Raw genomic sequence first — 24,092 nt, forward strand, 5'->3', positions numbered from 1 at the left:
TATGCCAAACAGAGAGATGACACCCGCGAATTGGGCCGTAAAAGGCGAGCTTTTCCTCAACTGCTCTTGCGACGTCTTCTGCCCCTGCGTGGTCAGCCTTGGCGCGCATTTGCCGACCGAAGGCCACTGCCATGCGTGGATGGGCATCGTGATCGACGAAGGCCATTTCGAAGGGGAGGATTTGGCAGGGCTGAACGTGGGCCTGTTGGTCGACATCCCTGGCCGTATGGGCGAGGGGAACTGGAAGGTCGCCGCCTATGTGGACGACCGCGCGAGCGAGGCGGCCTATGACGGGCTGTTGAAAATCTTCAGCGGCGCGGCGGGCGGCACAACGGGGCTGTTTACCATGCTGGTGAGTGAGATCATCGGCGCCGAACGTGCGCCGGTTGAGATTATTCGCGACGGCAACCGCCGTGTCATTAACATCGGCCGGAAGATCAACGGCGAGATCGAACTGCTCGCCGGGGCCGAACCGGGTGAGCCGGTGACGATCACCAACTCCAAATACTGGATGGGACCAAATATCGTGGCGGCGCGTGGGGTGAAATCTAAGGTCCGCGACTATGGGCGGGTTTGGGATTTCGGCGGCAAATCGGCTGAGGTCTGCGCGATCGATTGGCAGGGTGCTGCGTGATCACCCCCGGTTATGCTCAGGAAATAGCGCGCTATAACGCATGGCAAAACAAACAGTTGGCAAGCGTTATTGAGGTGATGGACGAGGATGCGTTAACGCAAGATCGCAAGGCGTTTTTCGGCTCGATCTTGGGCACCCTCAACCATCTTCTTTGGTGTGATCAAATCTGGTTGTCCCGTTTTGATCCCGCCTTGCCCAAGCCGGAGCGGCCGGACACCGAACTTTGCCCCACCGGTATGGCTTGGCGCACCACGCGGCGCGAGTGCGACGCGGCGATAAAGGATTGGGCCCATGGCCTTCGACAGGAGGCTTTGGATGCCGATTTCTCTTGGTATTCCGGCATCATGCAGCGCGAGGTTACCACTCCCTTGGCGCAAACCGTCGTGCATTTCTTTAACCACCAGACCCATCATCGGGGGCAGGTGCATGCCATGCTGACCAGCGCCGGGTACGATGCGCCAGTGACCGATCTTATCTTTATGCCGGAGGACGTGTGATGGCTGAACTCTCCCCCTCGCGCCGGATACGGCGCACGCCCTTTTCTGCCGGGGTAGAGGCGGCAGGCGTGAAGGCCTACACCGTCTATAACCGAATGCTGCTGCCCACCGTCTTTGAAAGCACCGAGGCCGATTACCATCACTTGAAGAAAGCCGTCCAAGTCTGGGACGTGGCTTGCGAAAGACAGGTTGAGCTGCGGGGGCCGGATGCGTCGCGGTTGATGCAAATGCTGACACCGCGCGATCTGCGTGAAGTGGCGCCGGGGCGCTGCGTCTATGTGCCGATCGTCGATGAGACGGGCGGTATGCTTAATGATCCGGTGGCGGTGAAACTGGCCGAGGATCGCTGGTGGATCTCCATCGCTGACAGTGATTTATTGTTCTGGGCCAAGGGGATATGCAACGGTTATCACTTAGATGTGCTGGTGGACGAGCCGGATGTGAACCTGCTGGCAGTGCAGGGGCCAAAGGCCGAAGACCTGATGGAACGCCTCTTTGGTGCGGCGGTGCGGGAGGTAAAGTTTTTCCGCTTCGGTGAATTCCACTTCCAAGGGCGCGCCATGAATATCGCGCGGTCTGGCTACTCCAAACAGGGCGGCTTTGAGATCTACGCAGAGGGCGCGGATATCGCCATGCCGCTGTGGGATGCTCTGTTCGAGGCGGGGCGCGATTTGGACGTGCGCGCGGGCTGCCCAAATCTAATAGAGCGGATCGAAGGCGGAATGTTGAGCTATGGCAATGACATGACCGACGATAACACCCCGCATGAATGCGGCCTTGGCAAGCTTTGCGACACCCATGCCGCGATGGGCTGTATCGGCAGAGATGCGCTGCTACGGGTGGCCAAGGAAGGCCCGGTGCAACAGATACGCCCCCTAGAGATTGCGGGCGATCCGGTGCCGCTTTGTGACCGAGCTTGGCCGCTGATGGCAGGTGACAAGCGCGTGGGGCAGGTGACCTCGACCATTTGGTCGCCTGATTTTGGGGTGAATGTCGCTATCGGAATGGTGCGGATGACCCATTGGGATCCGGGCACGCGGTTGCAGGTTCAGACACCCGAGGGCCTGCGGGATGTGACCGTGCGTGAGAGTTTCTGGGCCTGAGGCCCGGCAAATTGAAACCTGAAAAGGAGATGAAAGATGAGCTTTAATGCCTTGATCGTGAACAAAGATGACGATGGCAAGACCCATGCTGAGGTGACCCAGATCACCGAGGATCAACTGCCCGAAGCCGAGGTGACGGTCGCGGTGGAATATTCGACTGTGAACTACAAAGACGGGCTCTGCATTGGGCCCGGCGGTGGTCTGGTCCGCAACTATCCCCATGTGCCGGGGATCGACTTTGCCGGGACGGTCGAGACGTCGAGTGACGAGCGGTACAAACCTGGCGACAAGGTCGTGCTGACCGGCTGGCGCGTAGGCGAGGCGCATTGGGGTGGCTATGCGCAAAAGGCGCGGGTCAAGGCCGACTGGCTGGTGCCGCTGCCCAAGGGTTTGGATACGCGCAAAGCGATGGCCGTGGGCACGGCGGGCTTCACCGCGATGCTGGCGGTGATGGCGTTAGAAGACCACGGGATCAAGAAAGGGCCGGTGCTGGTCACGGGGGCCGCGGGTGGCGTGGGCTCGGTCGCGACCGCGATCCTTGCCAATCTCGGTTACGAGGTGGCAGCCGTCACCGGGCGAACCGAGACCGAGGACTACCTCAAAAGCCTCGGGGCCAGCCGGATTGTCGCGCGCGATGAGATTAATGAGACGGTCAAACGCCCGCTCGAGGGCGAGACATGGGGCGGCTGTGTTGACGCCGTGGGCGGCGCGATGCTGGCCCGTGTTTTGGGGCAGATGGAATATGGCGCGAGCGTCGCTGCAGTGGGCCTTGCGGGCGGCGCGGCACTGCCCGCCACGGTGATCCCCTTCTTGCTGCGCGGCGTTAACCTGTTGGGCATCGACAGCGTCATGCAGCCCTATGACAACCGTCTGCGCGCATGGGAGCGGGTGGCGAAAGACCTGCCGATGGAGAAGCTGGAGGCGATGGTTCAACCCGCGGGTCTCAGCGATTTGCCCCAACTCGGTGCGGACATCCTCAAAGGGCAGGTCAAGGGCCGGGTGGTTGTCGACGTAAACGCTTGATATTGCCTCGGCGCGGGGCGGTGTGGTTAATGGTCCACGCCGCCCCGACCGCCAGAAGGAGAGCATGATGGCCACCTATGACGACGACAATATCTTTGCCAAGATCCTGCGCAAAGAAATCCCCAGCTTCAAGGTCTATGAAGACGACAAGACCTATTGCTTTATGGACATCATGCCCCGCGCCGAAGGGCATTGCTTGGTGATCCCCAAGTCGCCTTGCCGCAATATGCTCGACGCCAGCCAACCGCAGTTGGCCGATTGTCTGGCGACGGTTCAAAAGGTCGGCAATGGCTGCCTGCGGGCCTTTGGTGCTGATGGCATCACGGTGCAGCAATTCAACGAAGCCGCGGGCGGGCAAGAGGTCTTTCACCTGCACTACCATATCTTGCCCCGCCATGAGGGCGACAAGCTGCGCCCGCCCGGCGTCCAAGGGGACATGGACCGGATTCGCGAACAGGCCGATGCGATTGCAGCGGCGCTCGGGACAGGGTAACCCCCCCAAACTTACGTCGCAGCGGATAACGAAAAGGTCGTTTTAGCCAAGTTTCCAAGGGAGCTTGGCCGCAAGAGCTTGCCCAATGGTCGCAAGCCTCTATCCTTTGCGCACGGATGAGAAAAACAGAAGCCGCGTCCTGCGTGGTGATCTGTCATCAAAGAGGGAACAGATTATGAGCGATACAAATTCGCACGGCATCCCCGAGCCTGAGGGCAAGGCGGATGTCATCAATACCGATTATGAAATCGGTCAAGACAATATCGAGCGGCAGATCGGGCCGTTCGGGCTGGATATTCACAACCCGGTCTTTCTGATTTCGGGGATCGCTGTGGTGATCTTCGTCTTTTACACCATTGCATTGCCAGAGCAGGCCGCCGCGATCTTCTCGGCCATGTTTAACTTTACGACCAAGAACTTTGATTGGTTCCTGATCGGCGCTGCCGATTTGGTGGTGATCTTTGCGCTTTTGCTGATTGTCACGCCTTTCGGCAATGTCCGTCTTGGCGGTAATGAGGCGGTTGCGGATTATACCTATCTGGGCTGGTTCGCGATGCTTTTCGCCGCGGGCATGGGCATCGGGCTGATGTTCTACGGCGTGTCCGAGCCGCTGACGCATTTCTCGACCTCCATGGGCGAAATCACGACAGAGAACGGGTTGCGCACCGACTGGGCCCCTCTGGGCGCGGCAACAGGTGATGAGGCCGGTTCGCTCCGCCTTGGCATGGCGGCGACGATCTATCACTGGGGTCTGCACCCTTGGGCGATCTACGCGGTCGTTGCGCTGGCGCTGGCGTTGTTCACCTATAACAAAGGTCTGCCGCTGACGATCCGCTCGGCCTTTTACCCGGTTCTGGGCGAACGTGTTTGGGGCTGGCCCGGGCATATCATCGACATCATCGCGGTCTTTGCCACGCTCTTTGGTCTGGCCACCTCACTGGGGCTGGGCGCGACGCAGGCGAACGCGGGTTTGAACGAGCTGTTCGGGATCCCGATTGGCACCACCTCCGAGGTCGTTCTGATCTCGCTCATTACTGCCGTGGCGCTGATTTCGGTGCTGCGCGGCCTTGATGGCGGCGTGAAGGTGCTGAGTGAGATCAACATGGGGCTGGCCGCCTTGCTGGCGCTGTTCACCTTGATCGTTGGTCCGACAGTGTTCCTGCTGACCTTCTTCTGGGACTCGCTGGTGGCTTACATTGAGTATCTGCCCGCGCTGGCAAATCCCTTTGGCCGCGAAGACGTGAACTTCTCCCAAGGGTGGACGGCGTTCTACTGGGCGTGGTGGATCAGCTGGTCACCTTTCGTTGGCATGTTTATCGCCCGCGTCAGCCGGGGCCGTACCGTGCGCGAATTCATCGTTTGCGTTCTGTTGATCCCGTCGCTCGTCTGTGTGCTGTGGATGTCGATCTTTGGCGGCACCGCGATCCATCAGGTGCTGAACGACGGCTACACCGCAGCCCAAGATGCGGGCCTGCCGCTGCAGCTGTTCAAGATGCTGGACGCGCTTCCGCTGGCCTCGATCACCTCTTTCATCGGCATCGTGCTGGTGGTGGTGTTCTTCGTCACCTCGTCGGACTCCGGCTCGCTGGTCATCGACACGATCACCGCAGGCGGCAAGGTCGACGCGCCGGTGCCGCAGCGGGTGTTCTGGTGCATCTTTGAAGGTGCCGTGGCCATCGCTCTGCTGATCGGCGGCGGGTTGGCGGCGCTGCAATCCATGGTGATCTCTACCGGGTTGTTGTTCACGCTGCTGCTGCTGTTCATGTGCTTCTGCATTTTCCGCGGCCTGCAGGACGAGCGCAAAATTCGCTAGGCCCCACAGGCAGTGCGACACCAACAACGGCGGCTCCTTGGGGCCGCCGTTTTCTTTGGGCGCTTGACCTTGGCCGCGCAGCGGTGGACCTTCGCGCCATGCATATTGATTCCGACTGGGTCCGCGCCCAATTCCCCGCCTTTGCCGAGCCGAGCCTTCAGGGGCAGGCCTTTTTCGAGAACGCCGGTGGGTCTTACACCTGCCGCCAAGTGATCGACCGGTTGCATCGCTTTTACACCCAGCGAAAGGTGCAGCCCTACGCCCCCTACGAGGCGAGCCGCCTTGGCGGAGAAGAGATGGACGAGGCCCGCACCCGCATGGCCGCGATCCTCGGCGTGACACCGGAAGAGCTGAGCTTTGGCCCCTCGACCACGCAAAACACCTATGTGCTGGCACAGGCCTTCGGCCAGATGATGCAGCCCGGTGAGGCGATCGTCGTGACCAACCAAGACCATGAGGCCAACACCGGCCCATGGCGGCGGCTGGCCGAGCGGGGGATCGAAATCCGTGAATGGCAGATCGATCCAGAGACGGGGCATCTGGATCCGGCCAAGCTTGAAGAACTCTTGGACGAGAAGGTCAGGCTGGTCTGCTTTCCCCATTGCTCCAACGTGGTGGGGGAAATCAACCCTGTGACCGAGATCACGGCGCTGGCCCATGCCGCTGGTGCCTTCGTCTGCGTTGACGGTGTGTCTTATGCACCCCACGGCTTTGCCGATGTCGGGGGGCTGGGGCCGGATATCTACCTCTTCTCCGCCTACAAGACCTTTGGGCCACATCAGGGCGTCATGGTTATCCGCCGGGCGCTGGCGGAACTGCTGCCGAACCAAGCGCATCACTTCAACGGCGATGTACTTTATAAGCGGTTCACCCCGGCGGGCCCGGATCATGCACAGATCGCGGCCAGCGCAGGCATGGCGGATTATATCGACGCTTTCCACGCCCACCACATCGGCGGCAGCGCCGATGCGACGGCGCGCGGTGTCGCCGTGCATGATGCGATGCGGGCCCATGAGACGGCTTTGCTGCAACCGCTGCTGGACGCCATGGCGGCGCGGAATTCCGTACGGCTGATCGGCCCGAGCGATGCGGAAAAACGTGCGCCGACCGTGGCACTGGCGCTTGACCGGCCCGGTTTTGACGTGGCGCAGGCGCTGGCCGCGCGGGACATCATGGCGGGCGGCGGGACCTTCTACGCGGGCCGTGCGCTTGGCGCGATGGGGGTGGATGACAGCACGGGCGTGCTGCGGCTAAGCTTCACCCATTACACCACCAAGGACGAGATGGATAAACTGCTGAACGCACTGGATGATCTGCTCTGAGCCTTGACCCCGGCGCGGGGGCGCTATGTTTCGGGGTCAGGCCAGGAGCAAGACCCCGAACGTGAACGAAAATTCCCCGATCATCATGTGGTTCCGCCGCGATCTGCGGCTGAGCGATCATTCTGCATTGGCGGCGGCCTGCAAGACGGGCCGCCCGGTGATCCCGCTTTTCATTCATGACGACCAGTCAGAGGCTCTGGGGGCCGCACCGAAGTTTCGGCTGGGGCTGGCGCTGGCCTGTCTGGGGGAGACGCTTGCAGAAAAGGGCAGCCGTCTGACCCTGCGGCGGGGGGATGCGCTGGACATTCTGCGCGATGTGATCAAGCAGACCGGGGCAGGGGCGGTGTATTGGAGCCGCCTCTATGATCCCGCCGCGATCGACCGCGACACCAAGGTCAAAGATGCGCTGAAAGAGGGGGGCATTGAGGCCAGCAGCTTTGCCGGACACCTGATGTTCGAGCCTTGGACGGTCGAGACCAAGACCGGCGGTTTTTACAAGGTCTTCACCCCCTATTGGAAATCCGTCCGTGGCCGCGATGTGGCGGCACCCGTGGCGACCCCGAGCGAAATTGCAGCACCCCAAAATTGGCCCGAGAGTGACGCCTTGGACGATTGGCAGATGGATGCCGAGATGCAGCGCGGGCGTGATATCGTGCGCCCCTATTTCCGTCTGGGCGAGGCCGCAGCGCAGGCGCGACTGGGGTCCTTCATCGCGCATATCATTGAAGGCTATGATGAAAGCCGCGACATGCCGGGCAAAGACGGCACCTCTGCACTGTCCGAAAACCTCTCTTTGGGCGAAATCAGCCCGGCGCAATGCTGGCATGCCGGTCAGCGTGCGATGCAAGAAGGCAAGCGGGGGGCAGAGACCTTTCTGAAAGAACTCGCTTGGCGCGAGTTTGCTTATCATCTGATGTACCACACGCCGCGCATCCTTGACCAAAACTGGCGCGAGGAATGGCAGGCTTTCCCGTGGAACGAGGATGAGCGCCGCGCCGAGGTCTTGGCGTGGAAACAGGGGCGCACCGGCGTGCCCTTTGTCGATGCCGCCATGCGCGAATTGCAGGTCACCGGGCGAATGCACAACCGGGGCCGCATGATCGTGGCGAGCTATCTGACCAAACACCTCATGTGTCACTGGCGCATCGGCCAAAAGTGGTTCGAAGAGCACCTGATCGATTGGGATCCGGCTAATAACGCGATGGGCTGGCAGTGGGCCGCAGGCTCTGGCCCCGATGCAACGCCGTTCTTTCGCATCTTCAATCCTGAGACCCAGCTTGATCGGTTCGACAAGGGCCGAGACTATACCCGCCGCTGGATCGCCGAGGGCCGCGCGAAGCCAAGCAAGGATGCGCTGGCCTATTTCGACGCAGTCCCGCGCCGCTGGGGCCTCAGCCCGGATGACGACTATCCCGACCCGATCGTCGATCTTTCGGAAGGGCGCGAACGGGCGCTTGATGCCTACCGCAATCGTGAATTTTAAATTTTTGCGAAACAGCAGCCTGCGGTTACAGTAGGCGCCAAGAACAAGAACGGAACCGAGGTATGAAGCTGACGACAACAGAGGGGCAGAAGGGTCTGCCGCGCTATTTCCCGCAGGTCTTTGCCATGGCGCAGGCGATGCAGCATGGGCGGGTGGATTTCGTCTTGCCCGATGGCCGCGCGTTCCGGGCCGAAGGGGCCAAACCCGGCCCGGTGGCCGAAGTGCATATCCACAACGATGACCTCTTTGCCCGGTTGATCCGCGAGGGCGATCTGGGCTTTTGTGACGCATACCTTGACGAATGGTGGTCGACCCCCGACCTGCAAGCCTTCATGGATCTGGTGCATGCGGGGAACGAGACGGTTTACGACGGCTTTCCGGGCCAAGGGTTGCTGCGCCAGTTCGAAAAGTTCCGCTTTTGGCTGCAACGCAACAACCGCAAGCAGGCCAAACGCAACATCAGCAAGCACTATGATCTTGGCAATGAGTTCTACGGGCTTTGGCTGGATGAGACGATGACCTATTCCTCGGCCATGTTCGAGGACGGCGCGCAGATGTCGCTAGAGGCCGCGCAGACCGCCAAATACAAATCCATGGTCGATCAGATGGGGGTTCAACCGGGCGATCACGTGTTGGAAATCGGCTGCGGCTGGGGCGGTTTCGCTGAATATGCCGCTGCCGAACGGGGCTTGCACGTCACCGCGCTGACGATCAGTGCCGAGCAATATAAATACGCCGTGGACCGGATCAAAAAAGCCGGGCTGTCAGACCGAGTGACCTTTAAATTGCAGGACTACCGCGATGAACGCGGGCTCTATGACGGCATCGCCAGTATCGAGATGTTCGAGGCGGTAGGCGAGCAATATTGGCCGATCTATTTCGAGACCGTCCGCCAGAGGCTGAAGCCCGGACGCGCAGCCACGCTACAGATCATCACCGTCGATCACGCCCGCTGGGATGTTTACAAACGCGGCGTGGATTTCATTCAGAAATACATCTTTCCGGGCGGCATGTTGCCCAGCCCTAAGGTGCTGCGCGAGCAGGTGGAACGCGCCGGTCTGGTGGTCGACCGCTCGGTCGAGTTCGGCAAGAGCTATGACATCACGCTGCGCCGCTGGCATGAGACCTTTAACGCAAAATGGGATCAGATCACCGCGCTTGGCTTTGACGAACGCTTTCGCCGGATGTGGAATTTTTACCTCACTTCCTGTGCCGCGACATTTGACAGTGGCAATTGCGACGTGACGCAGATTACGGTACGGCGACCTGTGTGACCGCCCCTGCGGTCCATCCCCGCAAGGAGCCGGAAAATGCCGACTGGTGCACGACTTATGGCAGCGATCTCACTCGCGGTGCTGGCCTTTGTCCTGTCGGGCATGGTGGTGCCCCTGATGCCGGAAAGCACGGATTTCGGGTATTTCCTCCCGCTGAACATCCTTCTTGGCCTTGTGGTGGGCTGGCGGGTGATGGGCAAGCGCGCCGGGCGCGGCATAGTGGCCGCGATCAATAACGGGTTGGCCGGGGTCTTTGTGCTGATGCTCTGGGCGATTTTTTTGCAGGCGGCGAATGAGATGGTCCGTCTGGCCCTGCGCAACCGCTATGACGATCCTTTCGAAGCCATCGTTGCCGTGTTTCAGATCGGCGCGGAGTTCGGGGTGATGATTGCCACACTTCCCATCGGTGTGGCGCTCGTTGTCGGGGCTGTGATCGCAGGTCTTTTGACCGAATTTGCTTATAACCGTTGGTCCTGATCCCCATGCGACATCTTTTTATTTACGGCACCCTGCGGCATTTGCCGCTTTTGGAAATTGTGCTTGGCCGTTCCGCCGGAGCGATTGACCTGCGGCCTGCGACCTTGCCGGGCTACCGCGTCTCAGCCGCCGCCGAGGGGCCGTTTCCCACGATTGAGACATGCGAGGCCGCGCAGGCCGAAGGGCTGCTGGTTCAAGGGCTGAGTGCGGATGATTTTGCCCGGCTCGATTTCTATGAAGGCGCCTTTGACTATGATCTGGTGCCGGTGACGCTGGCAGACGGGCAGGCGGCAGAGGTCTATCTGCCGCAACCGGGGCGCTGGACGGCGCAGGGGCCGTGGTCGCTCGCACAGTGGGAGGCCGATTGGGCTGCGCTGTCGTGCCACGCGGCGCGCGAGGTGATGAGCTATATGGGCAAACGCCCCCGCGCCGAGGTCGACGCGATGTTCCCGATGATCCGCCGCCGCGCCCATCAACAGGTGCTGGCTGAAACGAGCGCGCATGATCCGCTGGCCCTCGACGGAAAGATTGAGATTACCGGCCGAGATCGCGTTTACGCAAAGTTCTTTGCCCTTGATGAAATTTCCCTCCGCCATGAGACCTTCGACGGTGCCATGTCCGAGGAGATCGACCGCGCGGTCTTTGTCAGCGCGGATGCGGCGTTGGTGCTGCCTTATGACCCCGCACGCGACCGCGTGCTGCTGGTTGAGCAGATCCGCATGGGCCCTTTGGCGCGGGGCGATCACACCTGCTGGCAGTTAGAGCCCATCGCGGGCCATATTGATCCCGGTGAGACACCGCAGGCCGCCGCACGGCGCGAGGCGCTCGAAGAGGCGGGGATCACATTAGGTGCCTTGGAACCCGTAGGAAACGTTTATGCCTCTCCCGGCAATGCGACGGAATTCTTTCACATTTTCGTGGGATTGGCGGATTTGCCGGATCATATCATCGGCACGGGCGGTTTGGCCTCAGAGGGCGAGGATATACGGTCGCATTTGATGTCCTTTGACGATCTGATGGCCTTGGCCGATGCGCAGGCGCTTGCCAATGCGCCATTGGTGGCAAGCGCCTATTGGCTGGCCCGCCACCGCGAACGCTTGAGGTCCGCGAGCGCGACAGCTAAACCGGACGGAACATGAACTGGGGGCAAACATGCAGGTTGCAAAAGATCTGGCCGAGGCCATTGGAAACACACCGCTGATCCGGCTGCGCGGCGCGAGCGAAGAGACCGGCTGCGAAATTCTGGGCAAGGCGGAATTCATGAACCCCGGTCAGTCGGTCAAGGACCGCGCGGCGCTGTTCATCATCCGCGATGCCATTGCGCGGGGCGAGTTGAAGCCCGGCGGCACCATTGTCGAAGGCACGGCGGGCAACACCGGCATCGGGCTTGCGCTTGTGGGCGCGTCGATGGGGTTCAAAACCGTTATCGTTATTCCTGAGACCCAGTCGCAGGAAAAGAAAGACATGCTGCGGCTTGCCGGTGCCGAACTGGTGCAGGTGCCTGCGGCTCCTTACAAAAACCCCAACAACTTCGTCCGCTATTCCGAGCGTTTGGCCAAGGAACTGGCCAAGACCACGCCCGAAGGGGTGATCTGGGCCAACCAGTTCGACAATACCGCCAACCGTCAGGCGCATATTGAGACGACAGGCCCCGAGATCTGGGAACAGACAGGCGGCAAAGTGGATGGTTTCTGCTGTGCGGTCGGCTCTGGCGGCACGCTGGTTGGCGTGGCCATGGCGCTGCAGCCCAAGGGCGTGAAAATCGCACTGGCCGACCCCGATGGCGCGGCACTGCACAACTACTACACCCAAGGCGAGTTGAAGTCCGAAGGCAGCTCCATCGCCGAAGGCATCGGGCAGGGGCGGATCACCGCGAACCTCGAAGGCTTCAAGCCGGACTATTCCTATAACGTGTCTGACGAAGAGGCCCTGCCGGTGGTCTTTGACCTGCTGGAGAACGAAGGGCTTTGCCTTGGTGCGTCTTCGGGCGTGAATGTCGCGGGGGCCGTCCGCATGGCGAAAGAGATGGGGCCGGGGCATACGATCGTCACCGTGCTTTGCGATTTCGGCACGCGCTATCAGTCCAAGCTCTTCAATCCAGAGTTCCTGCGCGAGAAGGGGCTGCCGACGCCCAACTGGCTTGATGCCGCACCACAATCCATCCCAGGTGTTTTCGAGGATACATGACCCAAATGCTCCGCTTCGCCCTCGGCCTTACCGCGTTGCTGGTCTGGCTGACCGGCGCTGCAGTCGCTCAAGAGCCGGTTCTGCCGGATTTTGACCAATGGGAATCCGTCGCGTCCACCGCTGAAGAAGCCATCGACGCGACGGACACAACCGAGACCATGCTAGAGGTGCAGCGCGCCCGGCTGGTCGAGTACCGCACTAAATTCGACGCGGCGCGAAATCTAAACGCGGCGCGGATCAACGCGCTGCGGGAACAAATAGCTGCCCTTGGCTCCCCGCCCGAAGGCGAGGGGGCAGAGCCAGAATCGCCCGAGGTCGCCGCCAACCGTGAAGAGCTGAACCGACAGCTCAACACCCTGCTGACGCCGGTTCAGCGGGCCGAAGCGGCGTACCTGCGGGCCGATGCGCTGATCGGCCAAATCGACGTGGCACTGCGCGAACGTCAGACCGAACAGTTAATGGAGGTCGTGCCCACGCCGCTCAACCCGGTTCACTGGCGCACGGCAATCGACGATTTAGCCACCGCAGCGGGTGAAATCGCCGCCGAAGCGCCGGATGATGCCGATACCGCACGTCGCAACCTGAGATCATCGCTCCCTGCGGTTCTGGGGCTCACCGTACTCGGCCTGGTGCTGATTTTCCGCGGTCACCACTGGTCGACGACAATCGTTGGGCGGCTCCAGCAGTTCGGCGCGCGCGGCTTTGGCATCTGGCGCTTCGTGGTTTCGCTTTTGCGGATCATCCTGCCCACGGTTGGTCTGGTCTTGCTGGCCATGGCCGTACTGGCGACCGATTGGCTGGGGCCTCGCGGCTCTGCCTTGGTGCAGCTTCTCCCTGTAATTGGCGGCGCGATGCTCGGCGTTCGCTGGGTGGCCGAGCGGGTGTTTTCGCGCGACGAAGACGAGGCGCTGATCCTGCTTCCGCGCCCCGAGCGGAAAGCCGTACGCTTTTACGTCAGCATAATCACAGTGACCGTCATTCTGGGCGCGATTATCCGTGCGATTTTCGACGGGCAGCAACCGGCTGAGACCACCGAAGCGGTGCTGCGCCTGCCTGTGATGCTGCTCAGCGCCTTTGCGCTGTTCCGCATCGGTCGCATTCTGCACGGCCACAGCGACCCGGTGGCGGAGGATGCCCCGGCCTCTGAAGAGCCGCGCGTTTCGACCCTTAGCCGCGTGGTGCGCGGTCTGGGCTTGGGCGCGATGATCGTGGCCGTGGTGGCACCGCTTTTGCTGATCAGTGGCTATTACAACGCCGCCGTGTCGCTGCTGCCGCCTTACGTCACGACGCTGGTCCTCTTGGGGCTGGTGATGACGCTGCAACGCTTCTTAGCGGACGTCTACGGCGCGATGACCGGGCAGGGCGTGCAGGCGCGTGATGCGCTGATGCCGGTGTTCTTTGGCCTGATCCTACTGCTGCTCTCGCTGCCGGTGATGGCTTTGGCATGGGGCGCGCGGGTCACCGATCTGACCGAGCTTTGGGCGCTCTTCAGCCGAGGCTTCGCCTTTGGCGAGACGCGGATCCGTCCGACGGACTTCCTCTCTTTCGCAGTGATTTTCGTGATCGGCTATGCCGCCACCCGTCTTATTCAAGGTGCGCTGCGCAGCAACGTCCTGCCAAAGACGCGGATGGACATCGGCGGACAGAACGCCATCGTCTCGGGGATTGGCTATGTCGGTATTTTCCTCGCCGCGCTGCTGGCCATTACCGGGGCCGGGATCGACCTATCCGCGCTTGCCTATGTCGCCGGTGCGCTGTCGGTCGGTATCGGTTTCGGTCTGCAAAACGTGGTGTCGAACTTCGTGTCGGGGATCATCCTGTTGATCGAACGCCCGATCTCCGAAGGCGATTGGATCGAGGTTGGCGGCCAGATGGGCTATGTGCGCGACATCTCGGTGCGTTCGACAAGGATCGAGACCTTTGACCGTACCGATGTCATCGTGCCCAATGCCGATCTGATCAGCGGCACGGTCACCAATTACACTCGGGGCAATACCGTGGGCCGCCTGATCGTGCCCGTGGGCGTGGCCTATGGCACCGATACCAAACGGGTGGAAGGCATCTTGCAAGAGATCGCCCAAGCGCAGCCCATCGTGCTGACCAACCCGCCGCCCGCGGTGCTGTTCCTAAACTTCGGTGCCGACGCGCTGGAGTTTGAGGTCCGTTGCTACCTGCGGGATGTCAATTGGATGATGAAAGTCAAAAACGACATCAACCATGCCATCGCCGCTCGCTTCAACGAAGAAGGGATCGAAATTCCCTTTGCTCAGCGTGATCTCTGGCTGCGCAATCCTGAGGCTTTGAAAAGCGATGCCGCGCCCGCGCAGGACGAGGGCAGCGAAAAGGCGGAGCCACAGGCATGACAGGCGAACTGTTTCGAGAGGAAACCTATCTGCGCGACGCGCCGGCCCGCGTGGCGGCCCATACGCCAGAGGGCGGGGTGATCTTGGACAATTCCCTGTTCTACCCCACTGGGGGCGGCCAGCCGGGCGACAGCGGCTGGCTGACATGGGACAAACAGGAACTCTCCATCGCCACCACCGTGCGCGACCGTGACAGTGGCCGTATCGCGCTGGTTCCGGCCGAGCCGCGTGCCCTGCCGCCCGTCGGGGCCTATGTGACCCAAGAGCTCGACTGGGACCGGCGCCACAAACATATGCGCGTGCATACGGCGCTGCATCTGTTGTCGGTCGTGATCCCGCATCCGGTGACGGGGGGGCAGATCTCGGCCAGCCACGGACGGCTTGATTTCAACATGCCCGATGCGCCCCAAGACCGGGCGGAGCTGGAAGAGGCGCTGAACCACTTCGTCTCCCTCGACGCGCGGGTGAGCGAGGATTGGATCACCGAAGCCGAACTTGATGCGGCCCCGGAACTGGTCAAAACCATGTCCGTCGCGCCGCCGCGCGGGCGGGGTGACATTCGTCTGATCCGCATTGGTGACGCGCAAGACCCCATCGACTTGCAGCCCTGTGGCGGCACCCATGTGGCCCGAACCGGCGAAATCGGCGCGCTTCGCCTTGGAAAGATTGAGAAAAAGGGCCGGTTGAACCGCCGGGTCTATGTCCATCTGGGCGGTTAGGCAAATTTATCTGTCTTGGGAGGATTTCGCTCTTGCAACTCACTGTCCCCCCAAGCTAAACCGCGCATCAACGGAGCGGTGGCCGAGTGGTCGAAGGCGCACGCCTGGAAAGTGTGTAGGCGGGAGACCGTCTCCAGGGTTCGAATCCCTGTCGCTCCGCCATTTTCCCCTTTTTTTGAGAATATAGTTTTTCAGCCCGTCTGGGCCGTTCGCTGGTGCATGCAAGAAAGCCCGGCACCTCTCGGTCCGGGCCTTCTCAGTCCTATTCACGCCGGCTCAGCGGGAGTCGTTGCCCGCCCCAAAACCGCCATAGGCAAAACCTTCGCCCAAGCTGCTCTGCAAGCCGTTGGTTGAGAAGGTGGCGACAGGCGCGCGATCATCCGAGAATGTTTCTAGCCGAAGGTCTGCAGCGCGTTCATTTGGACGGGTGGCACCGGCCTGCTCAGCGTAGACGACGCCAGAGGTCACGGAGGTGTCGAGCCGCAGGTCTTCGTAGCGGGTCGACTGACCGGCAAGGCTGGCAGTGGCGATCAAAGTGGCGGCGGCAGTTACAATAAAGAGTTTCATTTTCAGGTCCTTTCAGGTTTGGGAAAGGGCGGCGGCTTACTCGCTCTGGGGAGAGGCGGGGAGGTCGGGAGGCCCGTTCGATACAATGATATTAAAGGGTGACAGTGTGCTGTTACAAAGCAACTCGGCTCACCGCGCCGTGTCAAAGCGAGACGCCCCGCGATTGAACCGTAACAATTTGCGGAAACTGTCCAACAGACTGGTTAGTATAGGCTTTTATCACTCTCAAACGCTTAGTGCGCACTGCAAATAGGGGCCAGATGCCCCCTTCAAGCCCTGTTGCAGACCCGTCGCAGGAACGTGTCCCACGCCGCTGCGCGGCCTGCTCCTCAGCCCGTGTAGAATGTTTCAATCTTTGCGTTTGGTTTGGCGGCAAAAAGATGCCCGAAGCGGATATTCTCCGCTCCGGGCACTCTGTTTGTACTGCGGGATCACTTAGCCCAGCGGCTCGTAAAGCACCACACGGGTGTTCATCGGCACCCGGTCATAAAGCTCGGCCATCTGGTCGTTCACCAGACGGGCGCAGCCGTTGGAGACGCGCTTGCCCAGCGTGCTGGGATCGTTGGTGCCATGGATCCGCAGAAAGGTGTCGCCGCGCTCTTCGGTAAAGAGGTAGAGGCCCCGAGACCCTAGTGGGTTGTCCAGACCGCCATCCATACCATCGGCGTATTTCTCGTATTTCTCCGGCTCACGGTCGATCATATCCGGCGTCGGGGTCCAGCTTGGCCATTCCTTCTTGGCGCCCACGTAGAACTCACCGGATTCGTAGAGACCGGGGCGACCGACACCCACGGTATAGCGCCACGCCATATTGTCGGGCAGCGTCCAGTAGAGCGCGAAGTTATCGGGATCGACGTGGATCTCATAGGGCGGCGCGCCTGCCGCGATCGGCACTTTGCGCGGCATCATCTCTGGCGGCACATCATAGTTCGGCATTTCCTTGGGCGGATGCGCCAATGCGGGCGTGGCGAGGCCGCCGCTGAATGCTGCGCCGCTGGCTGCTATACCGGTGATGAAATGTCGTCTTCTCATTGCGTCTTTCCCCTATTCTTCAGTCTCGTGTTGAAGAGGAAACCGTTTCAGGGCCGGGCTGTTCCATCATTATAACGGGATCACAAACTGTTGTAGCTTTTCAACAGCGCTTTAGGCCGACAGTCTCTCAATCACGCCCTGCGCCCAACGGTCGGCGGATTGGCCAAAGCAATCATGCAGCGAATCCACCGCCGTCACGCTGCCAAGCGCCAAACGGCCCAATAGGCACAGGCCGGGAACGGGGTGTCCGCCTTGGTCACATAGGGTGCCGTCCGGCGCAATCGCCGCGGCCAGATCGGTTGAAACCGGCGCGAGAAGACTCTGCGTGATAAGGTCGGGCAGGGGCGGGCCCTTGATGTTGGAGAGATCCGGCGCGGGAAGCACCGCGTCGATAATAACTGAGACTTTCGCCTCCCGCCCTTGTGAGCGGAGGGTCCAACCTTGCTCTGTCTCCGCGATTTCGGGGTTTATGGTGAGCGCCAGATCAACCAATCCCGCGTCGATCAGGGCCAGCAGTTCTCGCGCCGACGACAGGGGCGGCCCGTAAGAATACCGCTTTAGCCCCTCGTCGAAGTCTATCAACCGCTTTGCCGTCTCCGGGGTTGCGTGGCCCGGATTAAAGGCGGCGCGCCATTGATCCTGCCATTTGCGCCAAACCTGCCCAAGCGCGTAGCCGGGGCTTGGTGCGACCTCTCCGGCGGCTAGGTCTATCCCATAGCGCAGGGCGTCCATCGGGGGCAGACGGTCCTGCGCGCCGGGGTCTGACCATTCCGTTTCCAGCCAGTCCAAGACCTCCGCCTCGCTCACATTTTGCGGCCCAAGGATGCGGGCCACCACGGGCACCAAGACCCCAGAGATAAGCGAGGGTGCCACCTCAGGCCCCGCGCTGACCGCTGCCGTGGCGGCTTGGGTGAAACGGGCGGTCTCCTCCGGTGATGGCTCGAAAAACGCGTCGAGGGCGGCATTCCCCGGTTTGGGGAAGGGCGGCTGACCGTTGAGCGAGAAGGGCAGAATGCGCCTCGGCTCCCGGCCCGAGGCGTGATAGCCCGCCGCATCGAAACCGCCGCCCTGCGCCGTGGTCAGGCTGCGCAACACGTCATAGGTCGACAGACCCAAGCCCCGGATGGCGACTTGCTTGCCCTGCCAGCCCGCCGCCTGTTCACCGAGCGCTGCCGCAGGATAGGCCTGCGCGACCTCCGCTTTGGCCTGCGCCGCGTGATCTTGCCAACCGGCCCATTGCGCGTCCGCCTCTACGGGCGGCTGGCCGAGGGTAAGAAGGACCTCGTTATAAACTGCTTCGGCGCCGGACTCCGATTCGACACGCCAGCCTGAGTCTTTCCGCGAGATCCGCGAGACTTGGGCCGGGATTAGCCTGAGCATCGCGCCGGTTTTCTTAAAACCCTGTGCAAAAAGATCGTCCCAACGCGCGTTAAGGTAGCGGCCCATATCGGCGCGGGATGGGAAACTGTCGGGATCGATGGGCTTGTCTTGCCAGTCCGCAAAGCGTCCCACGGTCGTTCCTTGCGGCGGCCGGATGGCGATATCGCGGTATGGGATGTTGAGCAGACAATAGGCCGGCTCTGATGGGGCGAAGTTTGGTCCGGCGCCGGGGTAGGGGCCGGGCTCGTAAATATCGATCTGCACGCGGCGGTCGGTGGACTTGAGGCGCTGTGACAGGGCCTCCAACGCGCCAAGGCCCCGTGGCCCGAATCCGATCACCGCAATTCGCGCTGTACCCTTTGGCTGCATGTCGCTCCCCGGTCTTATTCCAGCGCGACCGTAGAGGCGCGCCATGGCAGGGGAAAGCCCGCGCGCAACAAAAGCGCGCTAAAAAAAAGGCACCCGAAGGCGCCCTTAACAAACCACTCATTTCACCGGAGAGGCTGCGATCAACCGCCCCAGCTGCGCACCGAGCCGCAGTCCATATGGGTGAAGTTGGAGCCGGAATAGCGCCCAACACCGCCGCCGCCGCAGGCCATCGCCGCACGGGCCACCTGATGCACCGAGCGCGATGCGAGGCGCAGGTCAGCGGCCTGACCTTTGAGGTGCAGCGAGTTCTTGGCCACACCGCTAGAGCGGGAGCGCAACATCGCGTTGGTCTTTGGGCTGCGGTAGCCGGACAGGAGCATATAGGGCTCATTCACATCCAGCAGGTTATGCGACGCGGCCATGATGTCGACGGTACGCAGGTCCATGTTGGTGACCTCATCCGTCCGCCAATCGCGCATAAAGTGGTTGATCTCGGCAAAGGCGTCTTTGATATAGTGACCTTCGATCCAATAGATCATGTCCAGCCGTTCGCCTGTGCGGCCGGAGAACATGCGGATGCGGCGAATATCGCCAGCGCCACGCAGAAAACCTGCCGCGTTAGAGAAGGTGGGAGCTGCTGCAACGGTGGTTGCTGCGAATGCACCCAGAAGGGCGCGTCGGGTCATACCCGAGGAGCTTGTGCCTGTCATGTGTCTCTGTCCCGTCGTCTGCCTAAGTTACCCAAGATGTTACATGGGCCATTCATCTCATCCCCAGATGCAACATTGTTATTGCATAGCGGGAAAATCTGACCAAGGGCTGAATCGGAAAGGTTCCCGAGAGGTACAAATTTAGGCAAGTTTTTGCGCAATGTGGTTAAAAAACCCAATGTTTACAGGGAAAACCGATGCCCGATGCGCACAGACCAAAACCAGATTTCCCTGCGAACGGAAATTTGAATGGACTTGCGCGTCTTATTATTGGCAAACCGGGCAGGCAATAGGGTCGCTCGGCGGCAATGGTAAATTCACGGGGAACGACATGGGATTCAGCGCGACATCTTCACGGCATCTGCCCAATCTTATCGCGGGGCTGGCCCTGATGATCACGGCGTTGATCTTTGCCGCGCCCGCCACGGCGCAGGTCACTGCCTTCAAACAGGCGGTCGCCGAGGCCGCCGCGCAGGACGATGATATCGCTGCTTTCTACCGCGAAAATGACTACGCCGCGATCTGGACCGGCGCCGCCGAGGAACACCGTGTGCGCCGTTCGGAACTGCTGCGGGCGATCACCACGGCGGATGACCACGGCCTGCCGGTGACGCGCTATAACCCCGATGCCGTTCTGGACATGCTGCGCAACGCGAAGAGCCCGCGCGACCGGGGATTCGCCGAAGTTGAACTGAGCCGCGTCTTCCTGCGCTACGCTCGCGACATACAGACCGGCGTGCTGATCCCCAAGCGGATCATCAGCCAGATCGTGCGTGAAATCCCTTACCGTGACCGCAAGACCTATCTGCAAGACCTGCCCAAATCCACTCCCGCTGCTTATTTCCGCGCCTTGCCGCCGCGCAGCCTTGAGTACAATGCGCTGCTCAAAGAGAAAATCGCGATGGAAAAGCTGCTGTCGCAGGGCGGCTGGGGCCCATCGGTTCCCGCAGGCAAGCTTGAGCCGGGCGATACTGGCAATGACGTGATCGCACTGCGCAACCGTCTTATCGCCATGGGCTATCTGGAGCGGTCCAACGCCGTTGGCTATGACGCCAGCCTCACCGATGCCGTGCGCCAGTTCCAAGAGGCCCATGGGCTGAACACCGATGGTGTCGCAGGTCCGGCCACGATGAAGCAGATCAACATCGGTGTAGAGCAGCGGCTGCAATCAGTCATGGTGGCGCTGGAGCGCGAGCGGTGGTTCAACACCGACCGCGGCAAACGTCATATCCTTGTGAACATCCCCGATTTCTCGGCCAAGATCATCGACGACGGCAAGACCACTTTCCAAACCCGCTCTGTCGTCGGGGCCGCACGCGAAGACCGCCCGACGCCCGAATTTTCGGATGTGATGGAGCATATGGTGGTCAACCCAAGCTGGTACGTCCCACGCTCGATCATCGTTGGGGAATACCTGCCGCAGCTTAAGCAGAACCGTAATGCGGTGAGCCATATTGAAATCACCGACAGAAGTGGCCGGAAGGTGAACCGCGGTGCCGTGAATTTTAGCAAATACACCGCGCGGACCTTCCCCTTTTCCATGCGTCAGCCGCCCAGCAACACCAATGCTCTGGGTCTGGTGAAGTTCATGTTCCCCAACAAATACAACATCTACCTTCATGACACCCCGGCCAAGAGCCTGTTCGACCGCGACGTGCGCGCCTTTAGCCATGGCTGTGTGCGTTTGGCCGAGCCGTTTGAGTTTGCCTATGCGCTTCTGGCACGGCAATCGGCAGACCCTGAGGGGGAGTTTCAGGCCGTGCTGCGCAGCGGGCGTGAAACGCGGATCGTCTTGAAAGAGCCGGTCCCCGTGCATCTGATCTACCGCACAGCCGTTACCAACGCCCGTGGTCACACCGAATACCGCGATGACGTCTATGGCCGGGATGCGCTGATCTGGAACGCGCTGGCCAAGGCGGGGGTGGCCTTGCGCGGCGTTCAGGGGTAACTCTCGGGCGCGCAACAAGTAAGGGCCGCCCGAAATGACCTATAGTGTTCAGCAAATCGCCAAAGCCGTCGGCGCCACCGCCGAGGGCGACATCGAACTCATGGTCAGCGGCGTTGCCGAACCGGCCAGTGCTAAACAGGGTCAGATGGCGCTGGCGATGGACCCGCGCTATGCCAGCAGCCTTTCTGAGGGTGCCGCCGAGGTGGCGATGCTCTGGGAAGGCGCGGATTGGCGGGCTCTGGGTCTCAAGGCGGCAATCTTGCCAAACCGTCCGCGCTATGCGCTTTCCGGTGTGACGCGCATGCTCGACAAAGGGCAGGAGTTCAAGCCGGGCATCCATCCTACAGCCGTGATCGACCCCGAGGCCGTGCTTGGCGATGATGTCTCGGTCGGGCCGCTGGCGGTGATCTCTGCCGGGGCTACGATTGGCGCAGGGAGCGTCATCGGACCGCTGTGCTTTGTCGGCGTGGATGCGACATTGGGCGAGGGCTGTTTCCTACGAGAACACGTCAGCATCGGCGCGCGCGTCACCATCGGCCCACGCTTCATTGCGCAGTCCGGCGTGCGTTTGGGCGGCGATGGTTTCTCCTTTGTGACGGCAGAGCTGTCCACGGTCGAAAAAGCCCGGCAAACGCTGGGCGATCAGGGCGACGCCGCGCCACAGCCTTGGACCCGCATTCATTCGCTCGGCGCGGTGACCATCGGCGCGGATGTTGAAATGGGCATGGGCTCAACCATCGACAATGGCACCATCCGGGATACCCGCGTGGGCGATGGCACGAAAATCGACAACCTTGTCCACATCGGCCATAACGCGGTGATCGGCAAAAACTGTCTGCTTTGCGGGCAGGCCGGAGTCGGCGGCTCAACCCGCGTGGGCGACAATGTCGTGCTGGGCGGGCAGGTCGGTCTGGCCGACAACATCACGATCGGCGACCGGGTGATCGCAGGCGGCGGGACGATTGTATTGTCCAACGTACCCGAGGGCCGCACGATGCTCGGCTATCCCGCCACGCAGATGAGCAAGCAGACCGAAATCTACAAGGCGCTGCGCCGCTTGCCCAAACTGCTGCGTGATGTCGCAGCCTTGCAGAAGCTGGTTTCCAAAGCCGACAAGGCTGACTAAACCTGCCGCGGACATATGTGAGGGACGCCGCCATGAGCACTCAGGATCAGGTCATCACCATCCTCGCCGAACAGGCCATGATTGAGCCGGAGGATGTCACGCTGGACAGCACGCTGGAGGATCTGGGCATCGACAGCATGGGGGTCGTCGAAAGCATCTTCGCCATTGAAGAGACGTTTGATATCAACGTGCCCTTTAATGCCAATAGCCCCAGCGAAAGCGATTTCGACATCTCGACCGTGCGCAGCATCGTCGCCGGAGTGGAGCGGCTAAAGGCCGAACATAGCTAAGCGCATGAAGAGAGTTGTCATCACCGGCGCCGGCACGATCAACGCTCTGGGCCTGTCGGTGCCAGAGACGCTCGCCGCGATGCGCGAAGGCAAATGCGGCATCGGCCCGCTGGAGTTCCGCGATGTGGAGCGGCTGGCCATCCGGATTGGCGGGCAGGTGCGCGGGTTTGAGGCCGAAGGGCGCTACAACCGCCAGCAGATCGCACTTTATGACCGTTTCACCCAATTCACCCTCGCCGCCGCACGCGAAGCGATTGAGCAGTCGGGGCTGACCTTCACCGATGAGTTGGCCGCCCGCGCCGGGGTGGTGCTGGGCACGGCGGGCGGTGGTGTGTCCACGTGGGACGACAACTATCGCGCGGTCTATGAAGAGGGCAAAAACCGGGTTCATCCATTCGTGGTGCCCAAACTGATGAACAACGCCGCCGCTAGCCATGTCAGCATGGAGTGGAACCTGCGTGGTCCGTCCTTTACCGTGTCGACCGCCTGCGCGTCGTCCAACCACGCGATGGCGCAGGCCTTTGCTATGGTCCGCTCTGGCATGAGCCCGGTGATGGTGACGGGGGGATCGGAATCGATGCTGTGCTTCGGCGGTGTTAAGGCGTGGGAAGGGCTGCGCGTGATGAGCCGCGATGCGTGCAGGCCCTTCTCGGCCAACCGCAATGGGATGGTGCAAGGCGAGGGCGCGGGGGTCTTTGTCTTCGAAGACTATGACCACGCGCGGGCACGGGGGGCCGAAATCCTTTGCGAGGTTGCAGGTTTCGCCATGACTTCGGATGCCAGCGACATCGTCATGCCTTCCAAGGCCGGGGCCGCGCGGGCCATGCAGGGTGCGCTGCAGGATGCGGGGATCAACCGCGAAGAGGTCGGCTATATCAATGCTCATGGCACCGGGACGGCGGCCAACGACAAGACCGAATGCGCCGCCGTGGCGGATGTTTTCGGCACCCATGCGGATCGGTTGATGATTTCCTCCACCAAGTCGATGCACGGCCATGTCATCGGCGGCACCGGCGCGGTTGAGCTTTTGGCCTGTATCATGGCGCTGCGCGATGGGGTGATCGCCCCCACCATCGGCTATGAAGAACCCGACCCGGAATGCGCCCTAGACGTGGTGCCCAATGAGGCGCGGGAGGCGCAGGTCGATGTGGCGCTCAGCAATGCCTTCGCCTTTGGCGGGATGAACGCCGTCTTGGCGCTGCGCCGCACCTGATCCCAGAACCGGCAACGAAAAATGCCGCCCCCGAGGTCGGGAGCGGCATCTAAACTCACGTCACCAGCA

Annotated in this window: 22 protein-coding genes and 1 tRNA gene; 19 read left to right on the forward strand and 4 right to left on the reverse strand. The window is 61.4% G+C overall.

Annotated features, from left to right (window positions below; all coding sequences use genetic code 11):
* Position 1 precedes the first annotated feature (1 nt).
* From K3762_RS09400 to K3762_RS09470, 15 genes are all read left to right on the forward strand, one after another.
* Positions 2–634 carry a DUF1326 domain-containing protein gene (locus K3762_RS09400; protein WP_067624702.1) on the forward strand — a complete coding sequence of 211 codons (633 nt, stop codon included), beginning with the start codon at positions 2–4 and terminating at the stop codon, positions 632–634.
* Positions 631–1,131, forward strand: a complete 501-nt coding sequence (locus K3762_RS09405) for a DinB family protein (RefSeq protein WP_240791523.1) — start codon at positions 631–633, stop codon at positions 1,129–1,131. The genes K3762_RS09400 and K3762_RS09405 overlap by 4 nt, the downstream gene beginning before the upstream one ends.
* On the forward strand, positions 1,131–2,234 hold the full coding sequence (locus K3762_RS09410) for a dimethylsulfoniopropionate demethylase (RefSeq protein WP_132443413.1): 1,104 nt from the start codon (positions 1,131–1,133) through the stop codon (positions 2,232–2,234). Before K3762_RS09405 ends, K3762_RS09410 begins: the two co-directional genes overlap by 1 nt.
* Before the next feature lie 36 nt (positions 2,235–2,270).
* Positions 2,271–3,257 (forward strand): acryloyl-CoA reductase, encoded by a 987-nt coding sequence (gene acuI, locus K3762_RS09415; protein WP_260009081.1) that lies wholly within the window; start codon positions 2,271–2,273, stop codon positions 3,255–3,257.
* Positions 3,258–3,324: 67 nt separating this feature from the next.
* A complete protein-coding gene (locus K3762_RS09420; protein ID WP_260009084.1) occupies positions 3,325–3,750 on the forward strand; it encodes an HIT family protein in 426 nt (141 codons plus the stop codon).
* A 175-nt stretch (positions 3,751–3,925) separates the two neighbouring features.
* Complete coding sequence (locus tag K3762_RS09425; RefSeq protein ID WP_206054257.1) at positions 3,926–5,563, forward strand: BCCT family transporter; 1,638 nt, start codon at positions 3,926–3,928, stop codon at positions 5,561–5,563.
* A 98-nt stretch (positions 5,564–5,661) separates the two neighbouring features.
* Complete coding sequence (locus K3762_RS09430) at positions 5,662–6,885, forward strand: aminotransferase class V-fold PLP-dependent enzyme (RefSeq protein ID WP_132443411.1); 1,224 nt, start codon at positions 5,662–5,664, stop codon at positions 6,883–6,885.
* A gap of 61 nt (positions 6,886–6,946) precedes the next feature.
* Positions 6,947–8,368 carry a deoxyribodipyrimidine photo-lyase gene (locus K3762_RS09435; protein ID WP_206054256.1) on the forward strand — a complete coding sequence of 474 codons (1,422 nt, stop codon included), beginning with the start codon at positions 6,947–6,949 and terminating at the stop codon, positions 8,366–8,368.
* A 62-nt stretch (positions 8,369–8,430) separates the two neighbouring features.
* A complete protein-coding gene (locus K3762_RS09440) occupies positions 8,431–9,642 on the forward strand; it encodes a cyclopropane-fatty-acyl-phospholipid synthase family protein (protein WP_120351059.1) in 1,212 nt (403 codons plus the stop codon).
* A 36-nt stretch (positions 9,643–9,678) separates the two neighbouring features.
* Positions 9,679–10,119: a TrgA family protein gene (locus tag K3762_RS09445; protein ID WP_132443409.1), complete on the forward strand. Its 441-nt coding sequence runs from the start codon at positions 9,679–9,681 to the stop codon at positions 10,117–10,119.
* A 5-nt stretch (positions 10,120–10,124) separates the two neighbouring features.
* Positions 10,125–11,258: an NUDIX domain-containing protein gene (locus K3762_RS09450; RefSeq protein ID WP_132443408.1), complete on the forward strand. Its 1,134-nt coding sequence runs from the start codon at positions 10,125–10,127 to the stop codon at positions 11,256–11,258.
* A 13-nt stretch (positions 11,259–11,271) separates the two neighbouring features.
* Positions 11,272–12,306 (forward strand): cysteine synthase A, encoded by a 1,035-nt coding sequence (locus K3762_RS09455; RefSeq protein WP_132443407.1) that lies wholly within the window; start codon positions 11,272–11,274, stop codon positions 12,304–12,306.
* Positions 12,303–14,669: a DUF3772 domain-containing protein gene (locus K3762_RS09460; protein WP_132443406.1), complete on the forward strand. Its 2,367-nt coding sequence runs from the start codon at positions 12,303–12,305 to the stop codon at positions 14,667–14,669. The genes K3762_RS09455 and K3762_RS09460 overlap by 4 nt, the downstream gene beginning before the upstream one ends.
* Positions 14,666–15,388, forward strand: coding sequence for an alanyl-tRNA editing protein (locus K3762_RS09465; RefSeq protein ID WP_067936316.1), 723 nt, complete (start codon positions 14,666–14,668; stop codon positions 15,386–15,388). The genes K3762_RS09460 and K3762_RS09465 overlap by 4 nt, the downstream gene beginning before the upstream one ends.
* 72 nt (positions 15,389–15,460) lie before the next feature.
* Positions 15,461–15,550 (forward strand) — tRNA-Ser (locus tag K3762_RS09470).
* A gap of 114 nt (positions 15,551–15,664) precedes the next feature.
* On the opposite strand, the gene K3762_RS09475 is transcribed toward K3762_RS09470, so the two are convergent.
* From K3762_RS09475 to K3762_RS09490, 4 genes are all read right to left on the reverse strand, one after another.
* Positions 15,665–15,955 (reverse strand): hypothetical protein, encoded by a 291-nt coding sequence (locus K3762_RS09475; RefSeq protein WP_132443405.1) that lies wholly within the window; start codon positions 15,953–15,955, stop codon positions 15,665–15,667.
* A 435-nt stretch (positions 15,956–16,390) separates the two neighbouring features.
* Complete coding sequence (locus K3762_RS09480; protein ID WP_386283378.1) at positions 16,391–16,987, reverse strand: L,D-transpeptidase; 597 nt, start codon at positions 16,985–16,987, stop codon at positions 16,391–16,393.
* 111 nt (positions 16,988–17,098) lie between these two features.
* Positions 17,099–18,736 (reverse strand): FAD/NAD(P)-binding protein, encoded by a 1,638-nt coding sequence (locus K3762_RS09485; protein WP_260009109.1) that lies wholly within the window; start codon positions 18,734–18,736, stop codon positions 17,099–17,101.
* 140 nt (positions 18,737–18,876) lie between these two features.
* Positions 18,877–19,446 carry a DUF882 domain-containing protein gene (locus K3762_RS09490; protein ID WP_120351067.1) on the reverse strand — a complete coding sequence of 190 codons (570 nt, stop codon included), beginning with the start codon at positions 19,444–19,446 and terminating at the stop codon, positions 18,877–18,879.
* A 331-nt stretch (positions 19,447–19,777) separates the two neighbouring features.
* Here K3762_RS09490 and K3762_RS09495 point away from each other — a divergent pair, with 331 nt between their 5' ends.
* Genes K3762_RS09495 through K3762_RS09510 form a run of 4 tightly spaced genes read left to right on the forward strand, consistent with a single transcriptional unit; the run spans position 19,778 to position 24,023 of the window.
* Positions 19,778–21,394: a murein L,D-transpeptidase gene (locus K3762_RS09495; protein ID WP_260009111.1), complete on the forward strand. Its 1,617-nt coding sequence runs from the start codon at positions 19,778–19,780 to the stop codon at positions 21,392–21,394.
* A gap of 34 nt (positions 21,395–21,428) precedes the next feature.
* Complete coding sequence (gene lpxD, locus K3762_RS09500) at positions 21,429–22,520, forward strand: UDP-3-O-(3-hydroxymyristoyl)glucosamine N-acyltransferase (RefSeq protein ID WP_260009115.1); 1,092 nt, start codon at positions 21,429–21,431, stop codon at positions 22,518–22,520.
* A 32-nt stretch (positions 22,521–22,552) separates the two neighbouring features.
* A complete protein-coding gene (locus K3762_RS09505) occupies positions 22,553–22,810 on the forward strand; it encodes an acyl carrier protein (RefSeq protein WP_132443401.1) in 258 nt (85 codons plus the stop codon).
* 4 nt (positions 22,811–22,814) lie between these two features.
* A complete protein-coding gene (locus K3762_RS09510) occupies positions 22,815–24,023 on the forward strand; it encodes a beta-ketoacyl synthase (RefSeq protein ID WP_120351069.1) in 1,209 nt (402 codons plus the stop codon).
* Positions 24,024–24,092: the final 69 nt, after the last annotated feature.

Source organism: Sulfitobacter sp. W074 (genome assembly GCF_025142275.1).
GTDB lineage: Bacteria > Pseudomonadota > Alphaproteobacteria > Rhodobacterales > Rhodobacteraceae > Sulfitobacter > Sulfitobacter profundi.

Coding starts and splice junctions, on each gene's coding strand:
- K3762_RS09440 (WP_120351059.1), top strand. CDS start 8,431: ATGAAGCTGACGACAACAGAGGGGCAGAAGGGTCTGCCGCGCTATTTC.
- K3762_RS09455 (WP_132443407.1), top strand. CDS start 11,272: ATGCAGGTTGCAAAAGATCTGGCCGAGGCCATTGGAAACACACCGCTG.
- K3762_RS09490 (WP_120351067.1), bottom strand. CDS start 19,446: ATGACAGGCACAAGCTCCTCGGGTATGACCCGACGCGCCCTTCTGGGT.
- K3762_RS09420 (WP_260009084.1), top strand. CDS start 3,325: ATGGCCACCTATGACGACGACAATATCTTTGCCAAGATCCTGCGCAAA.
- K3762_RS09475 (WP_132443405.1), bottom strand. CDS start 15,955: ATGAAACTCTTTATTGTAACTGCCGCCGCCACTTTGATCGCCACTGCC.
- K3762_RS09460 (WP_132443406.1), top strand. CDS start 12,303: ATGACCCAAATGCTCCGCTTCGCCCTCGGCCTTACCGCGTTGCTGGTC.
- K3762_RS09480 (WP_386283378.1), bottom strand. CDS start 16,987: ATGAGAAGACGACATTTCATCACCGGTATAGCAGCCAGCGGCGCAGCA.
- K3762_RS09505 (WP_132443401.1), top strand. CDS start 22,553: ATGAGCACTCAGGATCAGGTCATCACCATCCTCGCCGAACAGGCCATG.
- K3762_RS09430 (WP_132443411.1), top strand. CDS start 5,662: ATGCATATTGATTCCGACTGGGTCCGCGCCCAATTCCCCGCCTTTGCC.
- K3762_RS09450 (WP_132443408.1), top strand. CDS start 10,125: ATGCGACATCTTTTTATTTACGGCACCCTGCGGCATTTGCCGCTTTTG.
- K3762_RS09425 (WP_206054257.1), top strand. CDS start 3,926: ATGAGCGATACAAATTCGCACGGCATCCCCGAGCCTGAGGGCAAGGCG.
- K3762_RS09400 (WP_067624702.1), top strand. CDS start 2: ATGCCAAACAGAGAGATGACACCCGCGAATTGGGCCGTAAAAGGCGAG.
- K3762_RS09445 (WP_132443409.1), top strand. CDS start 9,679: ATGCCGACTGGTGCACGACTTATGGCAGCGATCTCACTCGCGGTGCTG.
- K3762_RS09495 (WP_260009111.1), top strand. CDS start 19,778: ATGGGATTCAGCGCGACATCTTCACGGCATCTGCCCAATCTTATCGCG.
- acuI (WP_260009081.1), top strand. CDS start 2,271: ATGAGCTTTAATGCCTTGATCGTGAACAAAGATGACGATGGCAAGACC.
- K3762_RS09510 (WP_120351069.1), top strand. CDS start 22,815: ATGAAGAGAGTTGTCATCACCGGCGCCGGCACGATCAACGCTCTGGGC.
- K3762_RS09485 (WP_260009109.1), bottom strand. CDS start 18,736: ATGCAGCCAAAGGGTACAGCGCGAATTGCGGTGATCGGATTCGGGCCA.
- lpxD (WP_260009115.1), top strand. CDS start 21,429: ATGACCTATAGTGTTCAGCAAATCGCCAAAGCCGTCGGCGCCACCGCC.
- K3762_RS09465 (WP_067936316.1), top strand. CDS start 14,666: ATGACAGGCGAACTGTTTCGAGAGGAAACCTATCTGCGCGACGCGCCG.
- K3762_RS09410 (WP_132443413.1), top strand. CDS start 1,131: ATGGCTGAACTCTCCCCCTCGCGCCGGATACGGCGCACGCCCTTTTCT.